The sequence below is a fragment of the Gordonia tangerina genome, from assembly GCF_021556435.1.
Taxonomy (GTDB): domain Bacteria; phylum Actinomycetota; class Actinomycetes; order Mycobacteriales; family Mycobacteriaceae; genus Gordonia; species Gordonia tangerina.
This window is the reverse complement of sequence record NZ_JAKGCU010000016.1, coordinates 22,853-47,638: the sequence shown is the minus strand read 5'-3', so window position 1 is coordinate 47,638 and position 24,786 is coordinate 22,853. Positions and strand designations below refer to the sequence as shown.

Here is a 24,786-nt window from a genome sequence, read left to right as displayed (position 1 = left end):
GTCGCGAGCCGAGACCTGCACATCGATCGGGACACCCGCCGCCGCGGCGAGGTACGAGAGAGCTGAGGACCAGGACATGACCAGTGGCGGTTCGCATGGCGATCCGTATGGCACCGGACACGGTTCGGGCCAGGGGGCGCACGCCGCTCCGGGTTCTGATCCCGACCGGGGATACGGAGCCGGGCCGTACGCATCACCGTCGCCGTATGGGCCTGCCGCGCAGGACCCGGGCGGTTATGGGCACCACGCCGCCGCGCCCTCCCCGCAGACGAACCCCTATGGCGGGCCGCCGACGAACCCGTATGAGCAGAACCCATACGGCCAACCTGTCTACACTCAACCGGCCTACACTGCGCCGGCGTACACGCAGCCGAGGACCGGTCAGCTGCCTGCGCAGCCGTATCCCGGCCCCGGGGTCGGCGGATCGCCGCCCGCGGGACCAGCTCCTGAGAAGAAGTCCGGAGGCGGCAAGGCGGCACTGGTCGTCGGCGCGTTGGTGCTGGCACTGGTGGCAGGTGGGATCGGCGGTGTGGTCGGTGCCAATGTCCTCGACGACAGCTCGTCGTCGGCGCACAACGGCCCGCTGGGTGGTGACCCGAACAGCAGTGACCAGGGCGTGGTGCCGGCCCCGGCCGGATCGGTTCAGGAAGTCGCGGCCAACGTGTTGCCGTCGGTGGTGTCCATCATCGTGCGGTCCGGTAATGCCGAAGGCGGCGGATCCGGGGTCATCCTGTCCGAGGACGGGGTCATCATGACCAACAATCACGTGGTCTCCGAGGCCGGCGCCGCCACCGCCAGTCAGGTGCTGGTGATCTTCTCCGACGGCACGCGTGCACCGGCCCGGGTTCTCGGCGCCGATCCGATTTCCGACATCGCCGTCATCAAGGTGGACAAGAGCGGTCTCAAGCCGATCACCGTGGGCACATCCAACAACCTCGCCGTCGGACAGGACGTGATCGCGATCGGCGCGCCGCTGGGCCTGGAGGGCACCGTCACCACCGGCATCATCAGTGCGCTCAATCGGCCGGTGTCGACCTCGCGCGAATCGGGTACCACATCGGTGATCGACGCGATCCAGACCGATGCGGCCATCAACCCTGGCAATTCGGGTGGCGCGTTGGTCAACGCCAAAGGGGCGCTCATCGGAGTCAACACCGCGATCGCCACCCTCGGGGCGTCCGCCGAGCAGCAGGGCGGCAGCATCGGCCTGGGATTCGCCATACCCATCGATCAGGCCAAGCGGGTGGCCGATGAGCTGACCGAGACCGGCCAGGCCACGCAAGCGGGCCTAGGCGTGTCGGTGCGGGCCAACACCGAGGTCGACCAGCCCGGCGCCTACATCTCCGATGTGACCGCGGGGGGGCCGGCCGACAAGGCGGGAATACCGCAGGGCGCGGTGGTGACCAAGGTCGACGACCGCAACGTCCCCAGCGGCGATGCACTCGTTGCGGCTATCCGGTCGCACGCCCCGGGTGACACGGTCACCATCACCTACGTCATCAACGGCCAGACGAAGACCACTCAGGTCACCTTGGAGACCTTGCAGGTCGGGTGACGCCCGGAGCACGATTCTTCTGAACGGGAGCAGAAAGGCAGACAATGAGCGACACCGGATCCACCGCCATCGACCCCGACGATGTGGTCGCCGCAGACGCGGCCGCCCGTGAGTTCGTCGCCCGTCATCGTGACGACGACATCCGGCCCACCGAGAGCGGCGACGAGATCGGGCGCGCACTGGTCGTGGTCGTGGATGATCGCGCAGCGCACGGGGAGGAGCAGAGTCTGCTGGGGCCACTCGTAGGTGAGTTGCTGGCCGAGGCCGGGTTCCACGTGGATGCCACCGTCGCCGTCTCGGGTGACGAGGTGGAGATCCGTAATGCGCTGAACACCGCGGTGATCGGCGGCGTGGATCTCGTCGTGTCAGTCGGCGGGGTCGGCGTGGGTGCGCGCGACGTCACGCCGGAGGCCACCGAGCCGCTGCTCGACCGGCGTCTGCGCGGCATCGAGGAAGCGGTGCGCAGTTCTGGTCTGGCAGCGGGTTCCGCGGACGGGGGGCTCTCCCGCGGGTTGGCCGGCATCTCCGGTCAGACCCTGGTGGTCAACCTGTCCAACTCGCGCGCCGCCGTCCGCGACGGGATGGCGACCGTCGCCCCGCTGGCCAAGCACGTGATCGAGGAAATCAGCGAGTTCTAGAGTCGACGCCGATTCTTCCTGTCCAGACCCGTGAACGGCGATGTGGAACAGTCACCGGATCCCCAAGAGACCGGCGGTTCCGGCGATGAACCACGTCGCCGGACCGGCTGGCGTGCCCGTCGGCGGATCGACGACGTGTTCGGTACCGATCTCCCGGACGTGACTTCCGACGAGTGTGAGGAAGGTCACAAGGGGGTAACGCGCGATTGGTATGAGGTGAATCGTCCCCCTCATTGGGAATAAGCGAGCCACCTGCGACATAGCCGACCCAGCGTGTTTTCCCTCCGTTAACATTCTCATATCTAGCGATGGCGAATGTGAAGTTCAAGATCGGCATTGTGGAACCTGAGACACGGCTGAACGTAGCTGTTGCCCCGCTGGATATCGCTCCGATAACGTTCGCAACGACGAAGCGCGCGGTGCACTCGAGGGGGCACCGACGGGGAGTCCTGCGATCTGTCGCGAGTGACGACGCAGCAGTGACCAGGGGTGTGCGGAAGGTGACTTCCAGCGAACCGAAACCGACATGGGTTCGGTTGCGGGGCGGGGGTCCGCAGCCCACGAGGGTCGACCCGTGCGTACAGAGGTGTGCGCTGCGGGGCAACAACCGAATCCTGTGAGAGGGAACGAATGAGCAAGTTCAGCAAGCTTGGGCTGCGCCGTATGGTCGGTGCAGGTGCCTTGGCCGCTGTGGCGGCCATGGGCCTGTCCAGCATGGGGGCGGGCGGCGCAGCGGCGGCTCCGCTGGCCAACGGTTACAAGTCCGCTTCCGGCGTCGACGGCGAGCGGGTACAGACCTGGCGTACCGGCGAATCGCAGTACTCTGTTGCGCGGGTGGCCTACAACGGTGGCCTCGGCCGGACCGCTCTGCTGTCCGGTGTCTACCGGTCCCAGGCCAGCGCGGGCGTTTCCGGTGAACTGAAGGTCTTCATCGTCGCCGGGTGCCAGCTCGACGTGGGTGATCTGAATATCGGTGGCGGCTCCGGTCTCTCGCTTGGTCCTATCTCTTCGAATCCGCTGTCGCTGCTTCCGAGTGTCTCGTTGAGCGGCGGCATCTCGATCCCGATCGCCCCGGGCCAGGCCGGAATTGTTTCGGTGACCGACAAGGACATCGCGGAGGGTGGTACCGCTGCCATCCAGCTGTCCGACTACGAAATCGAGTTCCCGAACTGCGGCGGCTACGCTTCCGCGCGAACCATGGTCAAGACGGTCGCGGCCACGGGCTATGAGGTCAGCGACGACGATGACACAGTCACCGGCGAGGGTTCCTTCATCCAGTCCACCCTGTACGGCCAGCCCTTCTTTGTGAGCTGAGCGGCAGCAGATAACCAGCAATTCTGAGACTTATCTGCTCGCGAGCAGAAATACTTTCCACGAAGGGGAATCATGAAGAAGATCAACACTCGCGTGGCCGCCGGTGTCGGCCTCGCAGGTGCCGCTGTGATGGGCCTGACCAGCCTCGGTGCCGGTGGTGCCGCGGCCGGTCCGCTGCCGGGCGGGTACGTGAGCAAGACGCTGGTCGACGGCACTCCCGTCACCGTTCGTCTGTTCGACGAGAACGTCACCGTCAACAAGGCGCTGGTCAGTTCGGCGCTTGATCGTCAGGTCTGGGCGTCCGGCAAGGTCAAGGTGACCGTCGGCGGCGAGGCGGAGGGCGGAACCATCGCCGCCGGTTACATCGTCGGCTGCCAGGTCCACATCGGCGTCGGTGGTGGCGTCGGCGGCGGAATCGCCGGCGGATACGACTTCGGCGACACGGCTGCCCCCGGCGATGAGTACGCGCCTGGCGGTCCGAGCTTCGGCTGGGATGACGACGGTTATGGCGCCCCGGGCGCGAGCGGATCGTTCACCCTGGGGCCCGGCCAGGCCGGCTATGTCCCGCTGATCCAGGAGACCGACGACGATGATGACGCCGTCAATGACTACACGTTCTCCGGGAGGAGCGGCGGTGTGGCCTACAGCCAGGAGACCTTCAAGATCTCCGAGTGCGCTGGCTTCGCCGAGGCAAAGGCCAAGGTGACCGTCACAGTCGACACCGCCGCTGTTAAGGGTGTCGTCACCCTCTACGGCAAGCCTTTCAGCCTGGGCTGATCGCATAGGGGTCCGCGATCGCGGACACCACAACATTCCGCAAGGGGCGGGATCGGGTAATCCGATCCCGCCCCTTGCGCGTGTGCGTTGCCGGACTTCCGGCGCAGATCAGCTCCCGAAGAACGGGAACGGGAAGAAGGGCTGCGGCTGCTGGCGACGACGCGGCTGGGGGCTCGGCGTGCGACGTGTGGAGCGATTGTTGGTGCGGCCCTTCTGGCCCGGCTTGTGCGGCATGCTGGTGCAACCTCCGTGTCGATTGTTTGTTGTCGGTGTCGGCGGATGTCTCCGTCGACTCCTGCGACAGTAGGGAGGCAACCTTGTCGTCGGCTGCCGGATCGGCTGTCAATGAGCTGGGAGCCGATGCGGCTGCCCCGCAACGACTTCGGGCCGCGCTCGAGGAGAGCGCGGCCCGAAGTCGTTGCGGTTTCAGCGGGAGTGACGTCCCGGTGCATCCGGCGGCGGGTACTCGCCGGGGAATTGTCCCTGCTGCGGATGGCTTCCCGGCGGGTAGGTGCCCTGCGGATAGCCGCCGGGAGGGTAGTTGCCCTGCGGAAAACTGCCCGGCGGCGGATACGACCCCGGTGCGGGTTGCGGTGTGGGATACGGCGGATTGGTGGCCGGGCGGGAATGGGCTTCCACGGCTGCCGGCGGGGGAGTGGTGAGTCGTTGTGTCGCACCCGGTTCCGCGCGATCAGACGGTGCGCCCGGCTCCCGCAGATGCTCGGGCAGATCGCTCTGGGCCTCTTCTTTGGCCTTCGATGTGCCTTCCGGATCGAGCAGATCCCGGATCTCGGTGAGCAACGAGACCTCGCTGACCTCCGACTTCTTCCCGAATCCGCCGAGCTCGGAGAGCTTGTTGTACGGCACGATGATCAGGAAGTACACGACGGCCGCGATGATCAGGAAGTTGATGACCGCGGTGATGAGGGCGCCGATGTTGACGAAGGTCGACGGGTTGTCGGTGATCTGGAAGCCGAGACCCTCGGCGGCGTCGGTCCCGATCGGAATCGCGTTGATCAGCGGCTGGATGATCTGATCGGTGAAGGCGGAGACGATCGCAGTGAAAGCCGCTCCGATGATGACCGCGGTGGCCAGCTCGACGACATTGCCCTTGAGTATGAAGTCCTTGAAGCCCTTGAGCACGGTGTGCGGTCCTCTCGTGTTCAGTTCCCGCTCTGTCCGGTATTCACTTCGCTTGCAGGTCAACGGTCATGAGTGCGCCAGACGCAGGCCGCGTTCGGCAAACCTATCCAGGATCGTAAACGACCATTGCACTGTTTCGCCGGAAGCGCGCCGTTTTGGCAGGTCAGTGCACGACGACGGTGAGCGGGCCATCTAGTCCGGCGGCGGCGACCTGGTGGGCGTCGCCCTCGTCCATGGCCAGCAACACGGGTCGACCGGGTCCGCTCCCCGGGGAGAGTGCGCTGGCGCTGCCCGGCCCGACGGTCAGGGCGACGATCGCGCCACGGGCGAGCACAGCGCTCGGCGCGGAGTCGTTGTCGCGCACGGTGAGTACGTCCACGACGTCGCCTTCGCGTAGTAACGATGCGACCGTGTCGTCGGCGAGCGCGACGGGCACCAGCCGCGCGTCCCGCCGTCCGGTGAGTTGTGTGGGCAGGTGTGCGGACAGGAGTCGGACGTCGGTGAGGATCTCGCCGCCGCGGACACGCCCCACCAGGGTGCGACCGATGGCGTCGGCAGTCATTCGCAATGCGCCTGTCGGGACCAGTCCACCCGGCGCGCTGGTCACGGTCAGGTCTTCGGGAGCGACGGTGTGTCCCGGGAGCAGATCGTGAGCCGCCACCACCACCGCGCGCGATTCGTCGCTGCGATGATCCACGACAGCCGTGATGATCGCGGCGATCACCAATGCTGTCGACACCGCCCTGCGGATGATGATCGACCGAGCCCACCCTGGATGCGTCAGATGTCGTACGCGGTCGACAAGGCGAGGGGACAGTTCGCTGCGGAACAAGGCCGGCATGCGGTCACGGTAGGCCCGCCGGTCCCGCGACCCGCGGGCTCGACAGTGATCTGTGGACAGCGGCCGCACCGTTCACAGCTCGCTGCCGCCATCAGGTGACGCGCGCACACCGAGATGGTCACAGCCCGACGCCGATACCCATCGGGGTCGTGGGCCGATTGGACCCGGTTGCAGGCTTCGGGGAGAATGACCGAACGGTGTGCCGGGAAGTCTGGTCGGCTCCTGTCGTCGAGAGGGCAGGGATGTAATACATGTGTGCCCGGCCTGCGACCGATGACCAGGAGAGTTGATGTCCACAGTTGGTGACCAACATTCGTCCGCCGCCGATCGCTTCCGTCGGTGGATCTCCCTCGACACCCCTAGTGGGGCACTGTTGCTGATCGCCGCGGTCGTGGCGGTGATCTGGGCGAACTCACCGTGGGAGGCGGCATATCACTCCCTCGCCGAATTCGAGTTCGGGCCGGAGAGCCTGCACTTGCATCTGTCGCTGGAGGAGTGGGCCGCAGACGGACTTCTCGCGATCTTCTTCTTCGTCGTCGGAGTGGAACTCAAACAAGAATTCGTGATGGGCAGCCTCCGCCAACCGAAACAGGCCGGTGTGCCCATCGCTGCGGCTCTGGGTGGGATGGTGGTGCCCGCACTGTTCTACGTCGTGATCGTCGGCGTCGGCGACCCCGACGCACTGAACGGCTGGGCCATCCCGACGGCAACCGACATCGCTTTCGCGCTTGCCGTGCTGGCGATCTTCGGGCGCGGGCTGCCGCTGGCGCTGCGTACCTTCTTGCTCACCCTGGCTGTGGTGGACGATCTGCTGGGCATCACCATCATCGCGACCTTCTATACCGAGACCATCGACTTCCTGATGTTGGTGATCGCGCTCGCGCTGATCGTGGTGTTCGCGTTCCTCGTGCGGATGCGGAAAACCCACTGGTGGATGCTCATCCCGGTCGCAGTGGCCGCGTGGGGATTCATGCACGCCTCGGGCGTGCACTCGACGGTCGCCGGGGTTCTCCTCGGTTTCGTGGTGCCGGCCAAATATGTGCACGGAGAGAAGGAATCGCGCACGCACCGGTTCGACGACGCGGTACGACCCGTGTCGTCGGCGGTGGCGCTGCCGATCTTTGCCTTCCTCGCCGCGGGGGTCACCGTGGTGGGTACCGATGCCGAGCTCATCCAGCCGGTGTCGATCGGGATCTTCCTCGGCCTCGTGGTGGGCAAGTTGATCGGTGCGATGGGGGTGACCGCGCTGATGACTCGGTTCACACCGCTGCGGTTGCCCGACTCGATCGGGGTGCGTGACCTGCTGCCGGTCGGTTTCCTGACCGGGATCGGCTTCACCGTGGCGTTGCTGATCGACGAGCTGTCCTTCGTGGACACCGATCCGCACGCCGAAGCCTCCAAGACCGCGATTCTGGTCGGCTCGCTGGTCGCGGCGACCTTGGCCGCGTTGTGGCTGCGGTGGGACGCGCGGCAGACACGTGCGGCGGATATGAACCGGGACAACGTGCCCGACCGCAACATCGACGTCATCGGCGGCTGACCTCCCACCGGCTCGCGCCGGCGGAACCCTTTTTCTCGCCGACGGAACCCTCTTTCTCGCCGACGGCACCCGCGGCCGCGCCGACGGCACCCGTGGCTGCGCCGGTGGAACCCACCATGCCGTTGACCGAACCTGCAATTGCGTCGACGGAACCCACATGCCTGCACCGTCGACGACGAGCCACCATCGAACTGCCGCAGGTCCTCACCGTGTCCCGCAACGACAACGGCCGTCTACCTCGTGAGGTAGACGGCCGTTGATTCGTCGGTCGATGGCCCGTTGGGCGCTCAGGGAGCGTCGGCGGTCTCGCGGGTCTTGCCCGTGACCGGGTCGTAGTTCTCCCAGAAGGTCGCGCCCATGATGCCGAGCGCTTTCGGATCGAAGGTCGGGTCCTGGCCCAACTTCTGCTGACGCTCGTAGTCGCGAAGCGCCTTGAAGGCGGGCTGTTGCAAGATGATGATGCCCACGATGTTGAGCCAGGCCATCAACCCGACGCCGATGTCGCCCAGTGTCCAGGCCTCCGACGCGGTCGACACGCATCCGATGACCACCGACACCAGGATCAGCGCCTGCAGCAGTAGTGTCAGGTTGGCGCCGAGCGTGCTACGCAGCGGCTTGATCTCGATCGTCGCAGCCTTGCCCATAAGGAACCGCAGGTTGGTCTCGGCCATGTAGTAGTAGGCGATGATCGTGGTGATGCAGAAGAACAGCAGCGAGATCGCCACGAACGAGGAACCGGCGCCGCCCCAGAACGAGTCGAAACCGGTCTGGACGAAGGTCGGGCCCACTGCCACGTCGGCCGGCAGGATGCCGCCCTCGGCGATGACCGAACCGTCGGCGGATTCACCTTCGAACACCCGGTAGGCGCCGGTGGACAGGATCAGGAACCCGGTCGCGGTGCAGATGAACAAGGTGTCGACGTAGACCGCGAACGCCTGGACCAGTCCCTGCTTGGCCGGGTGTGAGACCTCGGCGGCGGCCGCTGCATGCGGGCCGGTGCCCTGACCTGCCTCGTTCGAGTAGATACCGCGCTTGACGCCCCACATGATCGCCGAGCCCACGATGGCGCCGAACGCCGCATCCGCTCCGAAGGCGCTCGCGAAGATCGTGCTGATGACGTTGGGAACCTCCGAGGCATTGAGAGCCACGATGATGATGGCGAAGAAGATGTAGATCACGGCCATGAACGGCACCACGATCGAGGCGAAGCTGGCGATGCGTTTGACCCCGCCGATGATGACGAACGCCAACACGATCACCGACCCGACCGCCACGACCCATTCGGAAAGTCCCCAGGCCTCGTTCATGGCGACCGCCATCGAGTTCGACTGGACGCTGGGCAGCAGCAGTCCGCAGGCGAGTACGGTGACCGCGGCAAAGACCAGGCCGTAGACCTTGAATGCGCCGCTCGCGTTGGTGTGGGCCATCGCCCGGCTGAAGTAGTAGGCCGGACCGCCGCGGTACTCGCCGGTCAGTCGGTCCTTGGTCTTGTAGATCTGGCCGAGGGTGCACTCCACGAACGACGTGGACGCACCGAGGAAGGCGACCACCCACATCCAGAACAGCGCACCCGGACCGCCGAAGGCGATGGCCGTGGCGACACCGGCGATGTTGCCGGTGCCGACGCGGCCCGCCAGGGAGATGGTCAGTGCCTGGAACGAGGAGACCCCCGACGGTGACTTCTCGCCGCGGAACATCAGCCGGATCATCTCCGGGATCTGACGAACCTGGACCAGCCGGGTTCGTATCGAGAAGAAGACGCCTGCGGCCAGGCAGAGGAACACCAGTGCGTTGCTCCAGATGTAGCCGTTGATATCGCTGAGAAAATCGCTCATCGGCGGAGTCCGCCCTCTCGGAGTCAGATGACCGGTCCCGGGTCCCCGCACCCGGAGTTCATGTGCGTAACACAATCGCATGTCGACCGGCGGGCCGCACGATGAACGGACATCGTTGGCACTCGGAATGGCGGAGTGCCAAAATCGGTTACACTGTGCAACGATCACTAGTCTTCCGGAGGTTATCGGTGCCCACTTACTCGTATGCGTGCACGGAGTGCGACAACAAGTTCGACATCGTGCAGTCGTTCTCCGACGATGCACTCACCGAGTGCCCGCAGTGCACTGGCCGACTCCGCAAGCTGTTCAATTCCGTCGGCATCGTGTTCAAGGGCAGCGGTTTCTATCGCACGGATTCGCGCAAGTCGTCGTCGGCGAGCGAATCGTCGTCGACGTCGGAATCGTCGAGCAGCTCGTCGTCCGGCAGCTCCTCGGATTCGTCGAGCAGTTCGTCGGCGAAGTCCGACAGCACGTCGGCCGCGGCGCCGGCCGCGTCCTGACCTGACCTGCTTCCCGCTCCGCGCGGCACAACGCAACGACGGGTCAACCCAGCTCGCGGAACCCACCGTCGGGTGTCAGAGCCCACCGGACACGGACGTCGTGCGGCGCGGCGGGTAATGATTCGACGAGTTCGTCGTCGTAGACCACCGCGATGATCTCGGCGGTCAGCCCGGTCAGCGTCCGGTCGTAATACCCGGCTCCGCGGCCGAGTCGGTTTCCCGTCTTGTCCACGGCATAGGCGGGCACGAAGATGACCGACGCCGCCTCGACGGCGTCGGAGCCCAATCGATGTCCGATCGGTTCCAACAACCCCCAGCGTCCACGCGCCAACGACTCGGCGCCGTCGTAACGCACCCAGTCGAGCGCGGTGGGTTCGCCTGCCGGTACCGCCGGCACGATGACGGACACCCCGCGGTCGATGAGCGCGTCCAGCAGACCCGGTGAGCCGGGCTCGGCGCCGAACGGGACATAGGCGGCGACGGTGACGTCGTACTCGAGCCGGAAGGGTGCCGATGAGACCCATCCGGCCAGGTTGTCGGCCGCCTGCTTGCGTGCCGCGAACGGTCGCGCCACCCGGCGCTGTTCGAGTTCGGCTCGCAAACGTCTCTTGGTGGATCGCACCCGACCGCCCTCTCCTCGTCCGCCTCGTCGGACCACGCCGTGAAACATCGCACCCGGGAATCTGCTGGCCACACGACAGGATGTTGCCGGCAAACAGCACTAGGGTGGTCGCATGAGCACCAGTGACGTGAGCCAGAATACCGACGTGTTCACCGAATACGAATCCGTGCCCAACACCCCACCGATCCCGCGAACCGCGGTGGTTCCCGCAGCGGGTCTGGGTACGCGGTTTCTTCCAGCAACCAAAACCGTTCCCAAAGAGTTGTTGCCGGTGGTGGACACTCCCGGAATCGAACTCGTCGCCGAGGAGGCGAAATCGGCGGGCGCCGAGCGACTCCTGATCGTCACCTCACCGGGCAAGGACGGCGTGGTCGCGCACTTCGTGGAAGACCTTGTGCTGGAGAACACCCTTGCCACGCGCGGGAAGGCGGCGATGCTCGCGAAGGTGCGCAAGGCTCCCTCTCTACTCGAGGTGGCGTCGGTGGTTCAGGAGAAGCCACTCGGACTCGGACACGCGGTCGGTTGTGTCGAGCCGTACCTGGACGACGATGAGGACGCCGTCGCGGTGCTCCTGCCCGACGACCTGGTGCTGCCGGGCGGGGTGCTGGAAGTGATGTCACGTACGCGACAACGTCGTGGTGGATCGGTGCTGTGCGCGATCGAGGTGCCCGAAGATCGCATCAGCGCATACGGGGTCTTCGAGGTGGAGGACCTGCCCGACGCCAACAACCCGAACGTCAAGCGGCTCAAGGGCATGGTCGAGAAGCCGGCCGCCGAGGACGCGCCGTCGAATCTCGCCGCCGCCGGGCGATACATCTTGGACCGCAAGATCTTCGACGCGTTGCGTCGAATCGAACCGGGCGCGGGTGGGGAATTGCAGCTGACCGACGCGATCGCGCTGCTGATCGAGGAGGGCGAGCCGGTTCACGTCGTGGTCCATCACGGGACGCGGCACGACCTGGGCAATCCGGGCGGGTACCTGAAGGCCGCGGTTGACTTCGCGCTCGATCGCGACGACTACGGGCCCGACCTCCGCGACTGGCTCGGCAAGCGCCTCGCCGACAGCTGACCGACGGCGACGACAGCGCGCCTGCGCCATTCGGCGGCAACCTCCGGCTAATGTCTGGTCAAGTCTGTCAGCCGAGATGGGGCGAGAGGTGAGATGCGTTCGGTCGAAGATCATCTGACCCGGGTGACCGCTGCCGCGGTGGCGCCGCGGCCGGTGCGTGTCGCGATCTCTGAGGCGCAGGGCCTGATGTGTGCCGAAGAGGTGGTCACCGAACGGCCCATGCCCGGCTTCGACCAGGCCGCGATCGACGGCTATGCGGTGCGGGCGGTCGATGTGGACCTGGCCGGCACGATCGCACCCGAAGACATCGAGGACTTCGATCCCGGTGGGGCGGAGCTGGTGGATCTCGAACCCGGCACGGAGATGATCGTGTCCCTGCCGGTGGTCGGGTCGGTGGAACCCGGCGCACGCACACCCACCCGGCTGCAGCCGCGCCAGGCGGTCCGCGTGGAGACCGGCGCGCCGATGCCCACACTGGCCGATGCCGTCGTCCCGCTGCGGTGGACCGACGGCGGCGAGAAGAAGGTCAAGGTCGGCCACGCAGTCGAGAGCGGTGACTATGTTCGCCGGATCGGCGACGACGTGCAGCCCGGCGACGTCGCGGTGCGTGCCGGATCGATCATCGGGCCCGCGCAGGTGGGTCTGCTGGCAGCGGTCGGCCAGGCGCGCGTGATGGTCCATCCGCGGCCGCGGCTGTCGGTGATCTCGATCGGCAGCGAACTCGTCGACATCGATCGTTCGCCGGGGCCGGGACAGATCTACGATGTCAACAGCTACGCCTTGGCGGCCGCGGCCCGCGACGCCGGTGCCGACGTCAACCGGGTGGGCATCGCCGAACGGGAGATCTCCCGAATGCGGGAAGTCGTTGAGGCGCAACTGATCCGGTCCGAGATCGTGGTGATCTGCGGGGCCGTGGGAGGCAGTGCGTCGCGGGCCGTCGCCGAGGCGCTGAGTGATCTGGGTGAGCTCGAGATCCTCCGGGTGGCGATGCACCCGGGGTCGGTACAGGGATTCGGTCGTCTCGGGCGCGACGAGGTGCCGACCTTCCTGTTGCCGTCCAATCCGGTCAGTGCATTGGTCACCTTCGAGGTGATGGTGCGCCCGTTGATCCGGATCGCACTCGGCAAACGTCAGCCGATGCGACGGGTCATCACCGCCCGGACCATCGGACCGATCGCCTCGGTGCAGGGCCGTAAAGGCTATCTGCGCGGCCAGTTGATGCGCGACGAGCGTTCCGGTGAGTACCTGGTGCAGGTGATCGGCGCGTCGCCCACGGGCAGTTCCCACCTGCTCGCCGAACTCGCCGAGGCGAATTGTCTGATCATCGTCGAACCGGATGTGGAGGAACTGGCCATCGGCGATGAGGTCGAGGTCGCGTTCCTGGCGCAGCGCGGTTGACGCGGACATAAACTCACTCTCGTGTTGAGGTGGTTGTCGGGGGCGCAGATCAATCCTGGCTGGCCCGCGACATTGGGTCCCCTGCATACGCAGGCGGGCGCGGTGATGTTGCGCCCGGTCAAGATGCGCGACGCCAAGGCCTGGAGCACGTTGCGCATCCGAAACCAGAACACGCTGATGCCGTGGGAGCCGACCGGGATCGGGTCGTGGGCCGAACGTCACCAACCCAGTGCCTGGCCACCGCTGTACTCGGTGCTCCGGTCGGAGGCCAAACGCGGCAGTGTGTTGCCCTTCGTGATCGAGCTGGACGGCGTCTACATCGGGCAGCTCACCATCGGCAATGTGCAGCGCGGTGCGGTGCGCAGCGCGTGGATCGGGTATTGGGTCGACGCATCACATGTCGGCCAGGGAATCGCCACCGCGGCAGTGGCGCTCGGTGTGGATCATTGTTTCGGTCAGGTCGGGTTGCATCGTCTCGATGCCACCGTGCAACCCGCCAACGTCGCTTCCCAAGCGGTCCTGACGAAGGTCGGCTTCCGTCGCGAGGGCTTGTTGGAGCGCTACATGGACGTCAACAAGCGCTGGCGTGATCACATCCTGTTCGCGTTGACCGCCGAAGAGGTCACCGGCAGTGCCGCAGAGACACTCGTCCGGTCCGGGCGCGCTTCCTTTCACTGAGCCCCCCTCGCGCGCGGCGGGCTGAGAGCGCCCTGTGAATCCGTCGAATGTTCATGGGCCTCGGCGCGTCTGCGCTGGGTGCACTGTCCGTGCGCCTAAATTGTGAGGTGGCCTCGTGTAACCAGAGTGAAAGAAGGGAGAGTCGCATGCCGAACTCAGTCTTGTGGGTCTGCCTCGTGGCCGTATGGCTTTTCGTGCTGGTTCCGATGGTCATCAAGGGCCGACCGCAGATGCGGAAATCCACAGTGGCCGCGAAGGAGACGCGTCTGTTGCACCGCGGCGGGACGCGAACCCGCAGCGACCGTCGACGCTCGGCCGGATCTCACCCGCATGACCCGTCGTGGACGTCGCGGCGCGCGAAGTCCGACCGCGCCGAGTCGGCCACCACGGTCCTCGACGAGGAGGATGACGAGCGGGCCGAAGGCGACCAGTCCGACGTCGAGAACGTCGATTCCGATCGGTTCGACGCTGACCACGACACGATCTCTGCCGATGCGGACGCCGACGACGACGCAGTCCAGACGACGATGCGGCGCGCGAGGGTGGCCGACACCGTTGCGCCGAGCGTCGACGACACCGACGGTTCCGATATCTCCGCCGATTGCGACCTGGAAGACGAGTCGGACGCGGACCACGATGCCGATCACGACGAGGAGATCACCCTCGACGGAGAATTCGTCGACGCCGAGCGTGACGACGTCGACGAGGAACTCGACGACGTGGAGGATGCCGAGATCGCCTCGATGGAGGAGATGGCGACCGGGGAGCACGAGCCGGCCGACCTAGATGACGGTGACCTGGAGGACTCGGCTGACGATAACGAGTTCGTGGACAGCGATTCCGAGTTCGCGACCGACGACGCCGATGACTACGACGATGACTACGACGTGGACGACGAGTATGGCGCCGACGACGAGTATGACGAGGCCGGGTTCGACGACTCGGACGCCGACGACTCGGACGCCAACGACCATGACGCCGACGACTATGACGCTGACGACTATGCGGACGCCGACGAGTACGACGATCTGGCGGATGACGTCGAGACCGACCGCGACGGTGTGGCCGAGGCACCCGCCCGTTCCCGACCGCGAAGCGCGGATACCGCTTCGCGGTCGCGACGACGTTCGGTGTACTCGCCGGATGCCCGCCAGTCCGAACTCCGCTACCGGGAACGTCAGCGTGTTCTGATCGGATTGCTGACGCTGCTGGTGATTGCCGGTGGCGTCGGCTTCTTCGTCGGGTTACCCGGCTGGATCGCCACCGGTGTCCTCGCCGTGATGCTCGTGGCCTACCTCGGCTACCTGCGCCGGACCGTCGCGCTGGAGCAGAAGATTCGCGCTCAGCGGGCCGCCCGGGCGCGCCGGTCCGAACGTGAACTCGCGTCGCGTCGGCGTCGGGCCGACGCGGCGGCGGCGTTCGAATCCGCACCGCCGCCGCCCCGGTTGCGGCGACCCGGGGGTGCCACAGTTCTCGAGATCGACGACGAGGACCCGGTCTTCGACCATCTGCCGCCGTTCCAGCGTCGGCGCATCATGCGCGAGGACGACGGCCTCAGGCGGGTCGCCGGCTGATCGCCGCAGGGTGATCGGCGATCCACTTGCGGCCGCGACGCGTTGCCTGCGACAACGCGAGGCGTTCCCCCACATAGGTCACCGGAGCCCCGACCACCGGGATGTAGGCGAGCATCCGCAATGGCAGGACGGGCTGCGGACGTCGATCGAACTCGTCGGAAAGACCGCGCAGGATCGTGGCGATTTCCCAGATCGCGCCGATCAGCGTGGCGCCGTGGTGCTGGTCGGCGTCGTGCGCGTCGGTGTCGGCGCGATCGGCAGCGTGGTCGACCGTGGTGGCCGACATCTCCCGGTTGCACAGCACCGACGCCAGCAGCTGCACCTGGTGGGCGCGGTCGGTGACCCCGTACTCGCGGGCGATGGCGATGAGCACGATGGCCTGATTGGCGAAGCCGAGCACGGAGGCCAACGTAAGTCGACGCGTCCAGCCGCCGAAGACGCCGGGGTAGGCCACGGCCACTGTGTTGACGGTGCCGATCCGATTGACCCACCAATCGGCGCGGTCGTGCATCGAGCGGCGCGTCCAGCCCTGCGTGCCCGGCCAGTCGGCGGCGTCGAGGCCCTGGGCGAGTAGATGCAGCGCGCGTTGTACTCGGGAGTCGGGGTGGGGGTCGTCGTGGAAGGTGTGCTTCTTGAGCCCCAGTGGGTCGCGCCGGGACAGCGTGTCGAGCACCGGGTTGATACCGGCCACGGCCCGGTCGAGCACCCCCGCGACCTGGTCATCGGACATTTTCGCCATGCCGCGAGGTTAGCCCGCTCCCGGGCCGGCAAACATTTCGCCGAGTCCGTGAGCGAGCCGGTTTCGTGGCGGTGCGGTGGTTTGGTTGCAGCGGGGTGTGGGCTGCTAGAGTGGCCAACGGCCGGTCACACGACCGCCCGGGGCTATGGCGCAGTTGGTAGCGCGACTCGTTCGCATCGAGTAGGTCAGGGGTTCGATTCCCCTTAGCTCCACCAGAAACCGCAGGTCAGACCCGGTGAATACGGTACGATCCGGTTATGGCAACACTCCGAGGCAACATCGGACGGCAACAGCCGCACCCCAACACCGCAGGTGAAGCGGGGAATACCACACCCCGCAACGGCAACATCTGATGGCGTCTATCCAGTCGCGGCCACTCAAAGACGGCACCCCACGATGGCGGGTGCTGTGGCGCGAAGGCAAAGACCAGAAGAACCAAACCTTCTGGGACCTAGCTGCCGCCGAAGAGTTCAAAACCAACCTGGAACTCCACGGCCCTGATGAGGCGTACCGGGTGCTCGACCTCGTCGACACTGTCGGCCGGGAACTCACCCTCACCCAATGGTTGAAACGCCACACCCAAGAGTTGACCGGCATCCAGCAGGCCACCCGTGACCGATACACCTCCTACATCGACCACGACATCGCCCCCACCATCGGCACCCTCCCACTCTCGGCGGTCACCGAAGCCACCATCGGGCGGTGGGTGGCCGGCATGGAATCAACCTCCTCCGGTAAAACCCTCCAGAACAAACACGCCTTCCTCAGTGGCGCGTTGAAAGCCGCTGTCCGGGATGGGCGGATCGACCGCAACCCGTGCGACAACAGACGCCTCCCCCGCACGTTGAAGACGGAGATGGTGTTCCTGTCGAAGGCCGAGTTCGACCAGATTCACGGGGCAATCAAACGGGACCTGTGGAAAGACCTCGCACTGTGGCTGGTGTCGACAGGCATGAGGTTCGGTGAAGCCACCGCCCTGCAACCCGGAGACGTCGACCTCGCCGAGGGGACGTGCCGGATCTCGCGGTCATGGAAGTACTCAGGCGGATACAAACGGGTCCTGGGAACCACGAAGACCCGACGCTCCGACCGCACCATCAACCTCCCCCCACAGGCTGTGGAGATCGCGCAGAGACGCCAGGGCGGGGAGTGGCTGTTCCACAACCTCGCCGGCAACCCAGTCGGGCCGCAGGACTTCTACAACCAGGCGTGGGGTGAGGCCCGCAAAGTCCTGCTGAATGAGGCGGGGGAGGGGAAGAAGCCGCGGGTGCATGATCTGCGGCACACGTGCGCGTCGTGGATGATCGCGGCGGGTGTGCCGTTGGTGGTGGTGTCCCGCCATTTGGGGCATGAGGACATCACCACCACCGCGCAGGTGTACACGCATCTGGATCGGGATGGATTCAGGCAGGCCGCCGACGCGATCGGGAAACTGTTCACCTGATTCTCAACGCCCGTTGTAACCCGTTGGTAGGCAACCTCATTGCAACTCGCACCGATGGGTGAATCTTCAGGACCAAAGTCCCTTACCGTTGAGTCAGAAGTAACTAGATGTCGGACATGGCCGATACGTTGCGTGTATTCCAGCTGAACGACTGGCCAACGAACCTTTGGCCAGTCCTGATAGTGAAATGTGTTCTCCCCCATGCCTGAATTGGTACTTCCGTCCAACAATCACGAACCGGCCACCGATACCCACGGTGTCCGATCTACCCATCACACGGTGTCCCTGGCACGTGGTACGAACAATCAACGCCCGTTGTCAGATGTAGGGGGACACATGCGGAACCGTCAGATCGCCGACCAGTTCGACCGCAACGAACTCGGCCGCTGTCTGGCCATCGCCCTGCGTGACATCGACATCCACCAACTCAGCACCAATCAACTACTTGCGCTGACGGTCCACCTCGAGGGGCTGGTCGCTGAACAATCCAGCCGCCAGGTCTCCGGCCGCGTCCTGCGCTTGGTCTAGGCCGCTCTTCTGGTCTTGGTCCTCTTCGCCCGGTGCATTCGATTCCTGCGTAGCTTCCACGCCATGACGTGCCTCCATCCGTTTCCTGATCTCAGTAAGTAGTTCGTCGTCGCCGAGGTCGGCGATGCTCTGTGCGATCTCGACCGTTCCGCCGGCCTCATTGGCTGTGAGGTAGCCAGCCGCGACGAGTGCTTCCACGGGCGGGCGCTTCCATACCCGTGCGATCTTGACGACCGCCTCCGCGCTGGGCCTGGTCTTACCCGACTTCCAGCGCGAGATGTTCCCTGCGTCCACTTGCGCGGCTCGCGATATTGCAACCCCTGATGCGCCGTCGGTGATGCGCACTAGGTATTCCCAGTAGCTCTCTGTCACAGGTCGCAACGTTATTGCACGCGCGCCTACTCGCCAACCATTCAAACAGCGTTGCGCACACGCAACGGTACTGGTTGACGAATTACACCGCTGTTTTTCAGCACGTTAACCGGGGTGCGCCCACTCAATTCTACCCGGTTATCAAATCGTTACCTTCGGTGATTGCGTACAAGCCTAGTCATGCGTACAGTCGACGGCATGACCGCAAGAGAGCAGGTCACAACCCAGAAAGAGAGAGGTGAGCGGTGTTGGCCACATTGCAGGTGAACCGCACGGGCCTCGCAAAAGTCCGACGACTAACCGGGACCACAACCGACAAAGAGTTCGCCCAGAAGATCCATGTCGACGCAGGCACCGTCTCCCGCGTCCTCACCGGAAAAAGCGCACCCGGCCCCCGGTTCATCGCTGGATGCGTCGAGGCGTTCGGCGGCGACTGCTTCACGGACCTGTTCGTCGTGGTCCCCGACGACGAGGACACGGCGGCATGACCGACATTCGAGACAACGCCACCGCCTTCATCGCGTCGGCCGAACCGTGCAGCCCCGGCTGCTTACACGACCACTGCGAGCTGTCGCAGGCCGTCGTGTTGGTGCAGGGGATGCTCGCCGAGTTGGACCGCGCCTACGCGGAAATCGACCGCACGGGAAGTGGCCGACTTGCGCGGCAACTCGAAGCGTTCGGCCGTGACTGTGTCGCCAACGGCGACATGACGCCCGCAGCGGGACGGATGCTGCGCCGAATCATGGGCGGTGCGGAGTGACCGCCGACATGGAGAGCTGGGCGCGCGATACAGGTAAGGCGATTCGAGAGGCCCGGGAGAAAGCGGGGATGACCCTATCGGGCCTAGCTGACCGAACAGCCGAGTTGGGGTTCCACGTCCACCGAGTCACTATCTCGAAGATAGAAACCGGTGTGACAACGGGATTCACGCTGGCTCAGATAAAGGTCATCGCACTCGCGCTAGAGATCCCCGCCATGGACCTGCTATTCCCCGATCACTACCACGTGCATGACCTCTACGCGTCCGAACTTCGCCGGATAAACGGAGAGTACGACGGAAAGCTCCAGATGCTGCGCCGAATCCTTGGCGGTGACCTGTGACCGCCGCCAGTTTCTACGCGCAGATGCCGGAACCCGCACCGTCACGGCGGATGCGACGTCAACGCCTCCACCGCATCCTCGCCCGCATCGACGACACCCCATTCACAGACCACTCGCGTCCGGGCTGCTGTCAGGGCGTGAGCGTGCAGGCCGATCCCCTCTCACAGCCTGCACAGCCCGACGCCTCGTCAGCGTCGGGCACCAAACCTCGCACATAAAAACAGCCGCCAGGTGCGGACAACACCTGACGGCCCGTGAACAACCAGAGGAAGGAAAGTTCGTGACCCAGAATATCACCCCCATCGACGGTGAAGGTTCACCGTTCGACGCCATCAGAAGAACCACCCCCGAAGGCCGCGAGTACTGGTCGGCCCGCGACCTGATGCCGCTCCTCGGATACGACCGGTGGGAGAACTTCGCAAGGGCGATCGCCCGAGCAGAGATCGCAGTCGACGCCCAGGGCAGCGACCACGACCACCACTTTCGTGACGCCACGAAGGTGGTGCAGCGAAGCCAGGGCGGCGGATCAAAACTCGCCGACGTCGAACTGACCCGCTTTGCCGCATACCAGGTTGCGATGTGTGGTGACCCCCGCAAGGTTGAGGTCGCCGCCGCCCTCGCGTACTTCGCGATCCGGACCCGCGAGGCGGAAGTGGCCCAGCCGGCAATCCCGGACATCTCCACTGCCGACGGCGTCCTCGCAATGGCCGACATGTTCCGCGACACCGCCCGCAAGCTGGTGGTGGTCGAGAACGAGAAGAAGGCCCTCGCCGCGCGGATCGAGAAGGATGCCCCCTTGGTCGCGAAGGCTGAGGCGCATACCGGTTCCGACTCGGCGGTTCACCGTCAGGAGTTCGCGCGCGAAGTCATCACGTGGGGGTTGCGGCAGAAGAACCTGACGATCAAGCAAGAGCAGGTGATGCGGTTCCTGGGCCACATCGGACTGTTTATTCGTGGGGAGCGCACCGACACGGGTCATGCCACGGCTGATGCGATGAAGCGGGGGTTGGCGTTCACCGATAAGGGGACGGCCAAGAACGGGTATGCCTGGGCGACGGGAAAGTTGACCGCCCGTGGTCAGGACTATGCGTGGAAACGCATCACGAAGCACGTTGATGAGTACGGCTCGCTGGAACTCCCACGCGAACTGCGGGGCGGTGATCCGGCATGACGACAGTCGAAGAGTGGTGGGCGACACCGCAGCACGAGCGACGAGGCTCCTCCGTCCGTGAGACTTCCGTACGGGCATGGAGTCCGGGTGATGGAATTCGTTGCTCTATGGCCCTCAATCAGCGGTCGACGCCTTGTGACATCCCCGTCGCGGTGGTCAAAGACGTCACCACCCGAACTGACTACCGGGGGCGACCCGAGATCAAGGTCATGACCAAGGTTGCATGCCTACGACATCTCGCAGCCAGATTCACCGGTTCACAGCCAAGTAAAGAAGAGCCAGCTATGGAGCGGGCCGCACTCGAAGAGCTTGCCGCGAAGCACTGGGACGAGTTCCAAGACCTCGTTCGAGACCAGACGAAGAAGTTGCAGGACGCTCGTCTGTCCGCACTGCCTGACGAGTTGAAACACCACGTCGAATCTCTCCTAAGCGAGGAAGGTGTGGAATGAAATTCTCCGGCGACTACCTGTACCGCGTCCGTGTGACTTCCTATCCGGATGGCTCGCACGAGCATGCGGAGTGGGACGACGATCTCATGGTCCCTGTCCCCGGCTGGCACCCACCTGGGTGGCGACCCGAAGGACGCTACATCGAGATCATGGGCACCGACGAGTTCGTGTGGCCCGTCACCAACAAGGTTTACGGGTCACACTCAACCGCGAAGAAACGCGCGGACCTACTCGAATCGTACGGCGCGACAGCAGTTGTCGAACGATCATCCCAAATCATCTGGCCCGAGGAGCGTGCCGCATGAGCCACTTCAGTTTCTATACCGAACCGGCCCCGGTGGGGACCCGTCACGGCGACATCTACATCGGTCTCGGCGAATCCACCACCGGCGACGAGTCCGTGTCGATCGTGTGCCACGACCAGGACCGCTACGACATTCACCTATCCCGGGAGCAAGCAATCGTGTTGCGGGATTTGTTGTCCGAACACATCGACGTCATGAGCAGAAGAAGAGAGGTTGCGGCATGAGTTTGGAAAACCTTCAACTCCTCTCCCCGGAGGAGGTGTCTGTGCTCATCTCCCCGAAGAATGGTCGACCGATTACGCCGGAACTGATCAAACAGCGGTTGCGGGATAAGCGTTGGCCGGGACGCAAAATCGGGCATGGCTGGTACATGTCGGCGGCGGATGTGCAGGCGGCGTTGGATGTAGAGTTCTCGAAGCCTCGGGAGCCGAAGGCGTTGCCGGCGTCGGGTGTGTCTCCTCGGTCGCGGCGGATGCGGAGGGCGTCGTGAGGGGCATCGTCAACGGCCTGTTGTTCGCTGTGCCGATGTGGGCTGCCATCGGATTCGCCTGGTCCCAATACCCACCCACCAGTCTGGAACACATCATCGTGTATGCGGGTGTGATTGCGGCGGTCGGGTTTTGCGGGTTCGCGTTCACAGTGGATAGGCGGTGTGATCCTCCGTCCCCGGATGAGTACTACAACGCTCTGTCCCCGATTTCGGAGGACCGTCAAACACGGTGGGAGGACACCCACTGATGGCGTTTCCTGCCCGGTTCCCTGGCCGCTGCCCCCTGTGCCGCACAGCCATCCAACCATCCCCCACCTCCGGGGTCGGGCATTTGGTGGCGTGGATTGAACCCGCCACCCACGGAGGACCGAAACGGTTGGTGCACGAAACCCCGGACCGGCCGTGCGCTTCCCGCTACTACGAACAGAAACGAGCAACAGCATGAGCACAACCCCCGTGACCCCCAGGCTGGTTGAGTCGCTGATGGCGCAGATGCGCCTGTGTGGTGGAGATAAATGTCGGCGTCCAAAGTGCAAACGCTGCCGTCGCGGCGTGAACTTCAGGATCGCGTCATGAGTGTGGAGTCGTTACCTCGGAGACGTAACCGCCGTGACGCCGACCAGATACTGGCGAAGGTCATCAACCTGAACACCCGCACCACCGCCGAATGGGTGGCGATGCGGGACGCTAGAGCCGAACGCAGCGCGTGGGATGACCTCGAAGCGTTAGCTTCTGGCCACGGCTACGACGTGGCGTTGCATTTCCGTTCCGGCCGTTATCACGGTGAGGTGTCGGCGTGTGGCCGCCGCTATCACGGGGTGTCCGCACCGTCACGGGCTGCCGCCGTGGAGTTGTTGGTGGCGTGGCTGGAAGCGGAGAACGCATGAAATCGCAGAAGCCGCGCGTGTATCGGCATGTGCAGGGGTGTTGGCATATCGCCAACGTCGGCGCTGAAGAGCCCTGTTTCTGGGCATGGTGGGACGCCTACCACGACGCCCTCTATGTTCACGCCCGCAAGGGGGAGGTCGACCCATGCGACTGATCCAAATCCTCGAGGAGGGATTCGACAACGGGGCAGGTGTGGATGACGACCAGTGGCGGCGCGTGTATCGGCGGGCCGATCATGCGGTGAACCGTCGCCGCATCCTGGATCGGGAGCAGAAGGCCGGCAACCAGACTCGTGCTGATGGGTGGTTGTACATGCGGCGGGATCACGGAGATTTCGTGCATGTGCAGCGGGTCAGGTGGATTGATGCGAAGTGGGTGCAGTCATGAGTTTGCGTCGTGAGTTCGCTATCCAACTCCCTAACGGCAAGCTGGCGTCCAGGGCCGACCTGGCCCCGAATCCGTTCCTGATTCCCACGGATGAGCCGATGGTGTTCCACTCCGAAACCGATGCGAAGGAAGCCGCACAACACATTCGGGGCGTAGCCCGTAAGTGTGGGGTGGATGACCTGTTGGTGCGGGTGGTGCATTGCTGGTGCGGTCCGTGGACCACCGTGGACCACGGTGAGCAGATTGCCCGCGACTTCCTCGACTACCTGAGGGAGGAAGCGTGACCGAGCCCTACTACCAAGACGACACGGCCACGCTCCATCTTGGCGACTCGCTACGGATCGGCCGGCAGCTGGAATCCGAATCAGTCAACTGCATCGTCACCTCGCCGCCGTACTTCGGGCTGCGCGACTACGGCGAACCAGGCCAGTACGGACTGGAAGAATCTCCCGCCGAGTATGTCGAGACGATGCGGGCGCTGTTCGCGGAGCTTCGCCGGGTACTCGCCGACGACGGCACCCTGTGGCTCAACCTCGGCGACAGCTACTACAGCGGCAAGGGATCTCCGACGCAACCAGACCTCAAGAACGAGGCGAGGCGTCCATCGGATCGAGTGCTCGACAATCCGGGCGCGGAATGGGCGAAGCCAAAGAGTCTACTCGGCATCCCATGGCGGGTCGCGCTGGCGCTACAGAACGACGGGTGGATTCTCCGCAACGAGGTGATCTGGTCGAAGCCGAATGGCATGCCGGAGAGCATCACCGACCGGCTGTCGAAGCGGCACGAGCACGTATTCATGTTCGCCAAGTCGGCGCGCTACTGGTTCGACCTCGACCCGATCCGTGAACCGTGCTCGACTCTCGATCCATCCGATCCTAGCTATCGCGCGAACGGCAAGTCGGACCGGCGGCGGAAGTCTCACGCGGTTCCCCCTAGCCAGTCGCCGCAAACCAACATGATCCCCACGGGGACACGGCACAGTTCGCAGTTCGAACTCGGCCGGAACCCCGGGGACGTCTGGTCGATCCCCACCACCCCGTTCCCCGGCGCGCACTTCGCCGTCATGCCACTTGCGTTGGCCGAACGCTGCATCCAAGCCGGATGCAAACCAGACGGGACGGTCCTCGACCCATTCAGCGGTAGCGGCACAACGGGGCTCGCCGCAGCCCGCCACGGCCGCCGCTACGTCGGCATCGATCTGAGCCGCGAATACCTCGACTTGTCGCTGAGGACGAGACTCTCGGAACCCACCCTCGATTTCGGGGATGCGTCATGAGGCACGAACGTTCCCTCCGCTTCCCTGTCGACCTTCCGGGGTGGGGTGACACCTCCCCTCCCGATCCCGACGACATCGAACCGGGCGGCCCGTACCTGTGTCAACGGTGCGGCGACGAAACCCCTTTCCCCACCTGCTACTGCCAACGGAGA

At 65.0% G+C, this 24,786-nt stretch carries 30 protein-coding genes and 1 tRNA gene; 23 read left to right on the top strand and 8 right to left on the bottom strand.

Features of this window, described 5'->3' with window-relative positions; genetic code table 11:
• Window positions 1-76 precede the first annotated feature (76 nt).
• The 4 genes from L1892_RS16505 to L1892_RS16490 all read left to right on the top strand — a co-directional run bounded on the left by L1892_RS16505 (window position 77) and on the right by L1892_RS16490 (window position 4,284).
• Window positions 77-1,555: a S1C family serine protease gene (locus L1892_RS16505; protein ID WP_235724704.1), complete on the top strand. Its 1,479-nt coding sequence runs from the start codon at window positions 77-79 to the stop codon at window positions 1,553-1,555.
• 44 nt (window positions 1,556-1,599) lie between these two features.
• Window positions 1,600-2,193, top strand: a complete 594-nt coding sequence (locus tag L1892_RS16500) for a MogA/MoaB family molybdenum cofactor biosynthesis protein (protein WP_235724703.1) — start codon at window positions 1,600-1,602, stop codon at window positions 2,191-2,193.
• Between the two features lie 630 nt (window positions 2,194-2,823).
• A complete protein-coding gene (locus tag L1892_RS16495) occupies window positions 2,824-3,507 on the top strand; it encodes an MspA family porin (protein ID WP_235724702.1) in 684 nt (227 codons plus the stop codon).
• Window positions 3,508-3,579: 72 nt separating this feature from the next.
• On the top strand, window positions 3,580-4,284 hold the full coding sequence (locus tag L1892_RS16490) for an MspA family porin (protein WP_235724701.1): 705 nt from the start codon (window positions 3,580-3,582) through the stop codon (window positions 4,282-4,284).
• Between the two features lie 108 nt (window positions 4,285-4,392).
• Here the strand turns inward: L1892_RS16490 and L1892_RS24685 are convergent, their stop codons facing one another.
• The 3 genes from L1892_RS24685 to L1892_RS16480 form a co-directional block, all read right to left on the bottom strand.
• Window positions 4,393-4,518 (bottom strand): hypothetical protein, encoded by a 126-nt coding sequence (locus tag L1892_RS24685; protein ID WP_268900385.1) that lies wholly within the window; start codon window positions 4,516-4,518, stop codon window positions 4,393-4,395.
• A gap of 192 nt (window positions 4,519-4,710) precedes the next feature.
• Window positions 4,711-5,427 carry a large conductance mechanosensitive channel protein MscL gene (mscL, locus tag L1892_RS16485; RefSeq protein WP_235724700.1) on the bottom strand — a complete coding sequence of 239 codons (717 nt, stop codon included), beginning with the start codon at window positions 5,425-5,427 and terminating at the stop codon, window positions 4,711-4,713.
• A gap of 163 nt (window positions 5,428-5,590) precedes the next feature.
• Window positions 5,591-6,268, bottom strand: a complete 678-nt coding sequence (locus tag L1892_RS16480; protein ID WP_235724699.1) for an SAF domain-containing protein — start codon at window positions 6,266-6,268, stop codon at window positions 5,591-5,593.
• A 289-nt stretch (window positions 6,269-6,557) separates the two neighbouring features.
• On the opposite strand from L1892_RS16480, the gene nhaA reads away from it, so the two are divergent.
• A complete protein-coding gene (gene nhaA / locus L1892_RS16475; protein WP_235724698.1) occupies window positions 6,558-7,808 on the top strand; it encodes a Na+/H+ antiporter NhaA in 1,251 nt (416 codons plus the stop codon).
• Here the strand turns inward: nhaA and L1892_RS16470 are convergent.
• Window positions 7,795-7,965: a hypothetical protein gene (locus L1892_RS16470; protein WP_235724697.1), complete on the bottom strand. Its 171-nt coding sequence runs from the start codon at window positions 7,963-7,965 to the stop codon at window positions 7,795-7,797. The genes nhaA and L1892_RS16470 overlap by 14 nt on opposite strands.
• 130 nt (window positions 7,966-8,095) lie before the next feature.
• Window positions 8,096-9,643, bottom strand: coding sequence for an alanine/glycine:cation symporter family protein (locus L1892_RS16465; RefSeq protein ID WP_235724696.1), 1,548 nt, complete (start codon window positions 9,641-9,643; stop codon window positions 8,096-8,098).
• A gap of 188 nt (window positions 9,644-9,831) precedes the next feature.
• Between L1892_RS16465 and L1892_RS16460 the strand changes: the two genes are divergently transcribed.
• The gene (locus tag L1892_RS16460) at window positions 9,832-10,143 is read left to right on the top strand and encodes an FmdB family zinc ribbon protein (RefSeq protein ID WP_235724695.1); all 312 of its coding nucleotides are present in this window, start codon (window positions 9,832-9,834) and stop codon (window positions 10,141-10,143) included.
• Between the two features lie 43 nt (window positions 10,144-10,186).
• On the opposite strand, the gene L1892_RS16455 is transcribed toward L1892_RS16460, so the two are convergent.
• Complete coding sequence (locus tag L1892_RS16455) at window positions 10,187-10,765, bottom strand: 5-formyltetrahydrofolate cyclo-ligase (RefSeq protein ID WP_235724694.1); 579 nt, start codon at window positions 10,763-10,765, stop codon at window positions 10,187-10,189.
• A gap of 112 nt (window positions 10,766-10,877) precedes the next feature.
• Between L1892_RS16455 and L1892_RS16450 the strand changes: the two genes are divergently transcribed.
• The 4 genes from L1892_RS16450 to L1892_RS16435 all read left to right on the top strand — a co-directional run bounded on the left by L1892_RS16450 (window position 10,878) and on the right by L1892_RS16435 (window position 15,484).
• Window positions 10,878-11,834, top strand: coding sequence for a UTP--glucose-1-phosphate uridylyltransferase (locus L1892_RS16450; protein ID WP_235724693.1), 957 nt, complete (start codon window positions 10,878-10,880; stop codon window positions 11,832-11,834).
• A gap of 93 nt (window positions 11,835-11,927) precedes the next feature.
• Complete coding sequence (gene glp / locus L1892_RS16445; RefSeq protein WP_235724692.1) at window positions 11,928-13,232, top strand: molybdotransferase-like divisome protein Glp; 1,305 nt, start codon at window positions 11,928-11,930, stop codon at window positions 13,230-13,232.
• 21 nt (window positions 13,233-13,253) lie between these two features.
• Complete coding sequence (locus L1892_RS16440; RefSeq protein ID WP_235724691.1) at window positions 13,254-13,910, top strand: GNAT family N-acetyltransferase; 657 nt, start codon at window positions 13,254-13,256, stop codon at window positions 13,908-13,910.
• Between the two features lie 146 nt (window positions 13,911-14,056).
• The gene (locus tag L1892_RS16435; RefSeq protein ID WP_235724690.1) at window positions 14,057-15,484 is read left to right on the top strand and encodes a SepX/GlpR family protein; all 1,428 of its coding nucleotides are present in this window, start codon (window positions 14,057-14,059) and stop codon (window positions 15,482-15,484) included.
• On the opposite strand, the gene L1892_RS16430 is transcribed toward L1892_RS16435, so the two are convergent.
• On the bottom strand, window positions 15,465-16,223 hold the full coding sequence (locus L1892_RS16430) for a hypothetical protein (RefSeq protein ID WP_235724689.1): 759 nt from the start codon (window positions 16,221-16,223) through the stop codon (window positions 15,465-15,467). The genes L1892_RS16435 and L1892_RS16430 overlap by 20 nt on opposite strands.
• A 139-nt stretch (window positions 16,224-16,362) precedes the next feature.
• Here L1892_RS16430 and L1892_RS16425 point away from each other — a divergent pair.
• Window positions 16,363-16,438, top strand: a tRNA-Ala gene (locus L1892_RS16425).
• A 137-nt stretch (window positions 16,439-16,575) separates the two neighbouring features.
• Window positions 16,576-17,667: a tyrosine-type recombinase/integrase gene (locus L1892_RS16420; RefSeq protein WP_235724688.1), complete on the top strand. Its 1,092-nt coding sequence runs from the start codon at window positions 16,576-16,578 to the stop codon at window positions 17,665-17,667.
• A gap of 441 nt (window positions 17,668-18,108) precedes the next feature.
• Here L1892_RS16420 and L1892_RS16415 read toward each other — a convergent pair whose 3' ends face one another.
• Window positions 18,109-18,567 (bottom strand): helix-turn-helix domain-containing protein, encoded by a 459-nt coding sequence (locus tag L1892_RS16415; RefSeq protein WP_235724687.1) that lies wholly within the window; start codon window positions 18,565-18,567, stop codon window positions 18,109-18,111.
• A 245-nt stretch (window positions 18,568-18,812) separates the two neighbouring features.
• On the opposite strand from L1892_RS16415, the gene L1892_RS16410 reads away from it, so the two are divergent.
• The 11 genes from L1892_RS16410 (at window position 18,813) to L1892_RS16360 (ending at window position 24,634) form a co-directional block, all read left to right on the top strand.
• Window positions 18,813-19,055, top strand: coding sequence for a helix-turn-helix domain-containing protein (locus L1892_RS16410; RefSeq protein WP_235724686.1), 243 nt, complete (start codon window positions 18,813-18,815; stop codon window positions 19,053-19,055).
• Window positions 19,052-19,327 (top strand): hypothetical protein, encoded by a 276-nt coding sequence (locus L1892_RS16405; RefSeq protein WP_235724685.1) that lies wholly within the window; start codon window positions 19,052-19,054, stop codon window positions 19,325-19,327. The genes L1892_RS16410 and L1892_RS16405 overlap by 4 nt, the downstream gene beginning before the upstream one ends.
• Window positions 19,324-19,668, top strand: coding sequence for a helix-turn-helix domain-containing protein (locus L1892_RS16400; protein ID WP_235724684.1), 345 nt, complete (start codon window positions 19,324-19,326; stop codon window positions 19,666-19,668). The genes L1892_RS16405 and L1892_RS16400 overlap by 4 nt, the downstream gene beginning before the upstream one ends.
• 280 nt (window positions 19,669-19,948) lie before the next feature.
• The gene (locus L1892_RS24900) at window positions 19,949-20,839 is read left to right on the top strand and encodes a phage antirepressor KilAC domain-containing protein (RefSeq protein WP_235724683.1); all 891 of its coding nucleotides are present in this window, start codon (window positions 19,949-19,951) and stop codon (window positions 20,837-20,839) included.
• 107 nt (window positions 20,840-20,946) lie between these two features.
• Window positions 20,947-21,288: a hypothetical protein gene (locus L1892_RS16390; protein ID WP_235724682.1), complete on the top strand. Its 342-nt coding sequence runs from the start codon at window positions 20,947-20,949 to the stop codon at window positions 21,286-21,288.
• A 301-nt stretch (window positions 21,289-21,589) separates the two neighbouring features.
• Window positions 21,590-21,817, top strand: a complete 228-nt coding sequence (locus L1892_RS16385) for a hypothetical protein (RefSeq protein ID WP_235724681.1) — start codon at window positions 21,590-21,592, stop codon at window positions 21,815-21,817.
• A gap of 838 nt (window positions 21,818-22,655) precedes the next feature.
• Window positions 22,656-22,970: a hypothetical protein gene (locus L1892_RS16380; protein ID WP_235724680.1), complete on the top strand. Its 315-nt coding sequence runs from the start codon at window positions 22,656-22,658 to the stop codon at window positions 22,968-22,970.
• The gene (locus tag L1892_RS16375) at window positions 22,967-23,125 is read left to right on the top strand and encodes a hypothetical protein (RefSeq protein ID WP_235724679.1); all 159 of its coding nucleotides are present in this window, start codon (window positions 22,967-22,969) and stop codon (window positions 23,123-23,125) included. Before L1892_RS16380 ends, L1892_RS16375 begins: the two co-directional genes overlap by 4 nt.
• A complete protein-coding gene (locus tag L1892_RS16370; protein ID WP_235724678.1) occupies window positions 23,116-23,358 on the top strand; it encodes a hypothetical protein in 243 nt (80 codons plus the stop codon). Before L1892_RS16375 ends, L1892_RS16370 begins: the two co-directional genes overlap by 10 nt.
• On the top strand, window positions 23,355-23,642 hold the full coding sequence (locus L1892_RS16365; protein ID WP_235724677.1) for a hypothetical protein: 288 nt from the start codon (window positions 23,355-23,357) through the stop codon (window positions 23,640-23,642). The genes L1892_RS16370 and L1892_RS16365 overlap by 4 nt, the downstream gene beginning before the upstream one ends.
• Window positions 23,639-24,634 carry a DNA-methyltransferase gene (locus tag L1892_RS16360; protein WP_235724676.1) on the top strand — a complete coding sequence of 332 codons (996 nt, stop codon included), beginning with the start codon at window positions 23,639-23,641 and terminating at the stop codon, window positions 24,632-24,634. Before L1892_RS16365 ends, L1892_RS16360 begins: the two co-directional genes overlap by 4 nt.
• Window positions 24,635-24,786 lie beyond the last annotated feature (152 nt).

What these genes read in the sequence shown, in the direction of transcription:
- L1892_RS16505 (WP_235724704.1), top strand. Translation starts at nt 77, where the DNA reads ATGACCAGTGGCGGTTCGCATGGCGATCCGTATGGCACCGGACACGGT.
- L1892_RS16500 (WP_235724703.1), top strand. Translation starts at nt 1,600, where the DNA reads ATGAGCGACACCGGATCCACCGCCATCGACCCCGACGATGTGGTCGCC.
- L1892_RS16495 (WP_235724702.1), top strand. Translation starts at nt 2,824, where the DNA reads ATGAGCAAGTTCAGCAAGCTTGGGCTGCGCCGTATGGTCGGTGCAGGT.
- L1892_RS16490 (WP_235724701.1), top strand. Translation starts at nt 3,580, where the DNA reads ATGAAGAAGATCAACACTCGCGTGGCCGCCGGTGTCGGCCTCGCAGGT.
- L1892_RS24685 (WP_268900385.1), bottom strand. Translation starts at nt 4,518, where the DNA reads ATGCCGCACAAGCCGGGCCAGAAGGGCCGCACCAACAATCGCTCCACA.
- L1892_RS16480 (WP_235724699.1), bottom strand. Translation starts at nt 6,268, where the DNA reads ATGCCGGCCTTGTTCCGCAGCGAACTGTCCCCTCGCCTTGTCGACCGC.
- nhaA (WP_235724698.1), top strand. Translation starts at nt 6,558, where the DNA reads ATGTCCACAGTTGGTGACCAACATTCGTCCGCCGCCGATCGCTTCCGT.
- L1892_RS16465 (WP_235724696.1), bottom strand. Translation starts at nt 9,643, where the DNA reads ATGAGCGATTTTCTCAGCGATATCAACGGCTACATCTGGAGCAACGCA.
- L1892_RS16450 (WP_235724693.1), top strand. Translation starts at nt 10,878, where the DNA reads ATGAGCACCAGTGACGTGAGCCAGAATACCGACGTGTTCACCGAATAC.
- glp (WP_235724692.1), top strand. Translation starts at nt 11,928, where the DNA reads ATGCGTTCGGTCGAAGATCATCTGACCCGGGTGACCGCTGCCGCGGTG.
- L1892_RS16435 (WP_235724690.1), top strand. Translation starts at nt 14,057, where the DNA reads ATGCCGAACTCAGTCTTGTGGGTCTGCCTCGTGGCCGTATGGCTTTTC.
- L1892_RS16430 (WP_235724689.1), bottom strand. Translation starts at nt 16,223, where the DNA reads ATGGCGAAAATGTCCGATGACCAGGTCGCGGGGGTGCTCGACCGGGCC.
- L1892_RS16420 (WP_235724688.1), top strand. Translation starts at nt 16,576, where the DNA reads ATGGCGTCTATCCAGTCGCGGCCACTCAAAGACGGCACCCCACGATGG.
- L1892_RS16405 (WP_235724685.1), top strand. Translation starts at nt 19,052, where the DNA reads ATGACCGACATTCGAGACAACGCCACCGCCTTCATCGCGTCGGCCGAA.
- L1892_RS16390 (WP_235724682.1), top strand. Translation starts at nt 20,947, where the DNA reads ATGGCCCTCAATCAGCGGTCGACGCCTTGTGACATCCCCGTCGCGGTG.
- L1892_RS16385 (WP_235724681.1), top strand. Translation starts at nt 21,590, where the DNA reads ATGAGCCACTTCAGTTTCTATACCGAACCGGCCCCGGTGGGGACCCGT.
- L1892_RS16380 (WP_235724680.1), top strand. Translation starts at nt 22,656, where the DNA reads ATGAGTGTGGAGTCGTTACCTCGGAGACGTAACCGCCGTGACGCCGAC.
- L1892_RS16375 (WP_235724679.1), top strand. Translation starts at nt 22,967, where the DNA reads ATGAAATCGCAGAAGCCGCGCGTGTATCGGCATGTGCAGGGGTGTTGG.
- L1892_RS16370 (WP_235724678.1), top strand. Translation starts at nt 23,116, where the DNA reads ATGCGACTGATCCAAATCCTCGAGGAGGGATTCGACAACGGGGCAGGT.
- L1892_RS16365 (WP_235724677.1), top strand. Translation starts at nt 23,355, where the DNA reads ATGAGTTTGCGTCGTGAGTTCGCTATCCAACTCCCTAACGGCAAGCTG.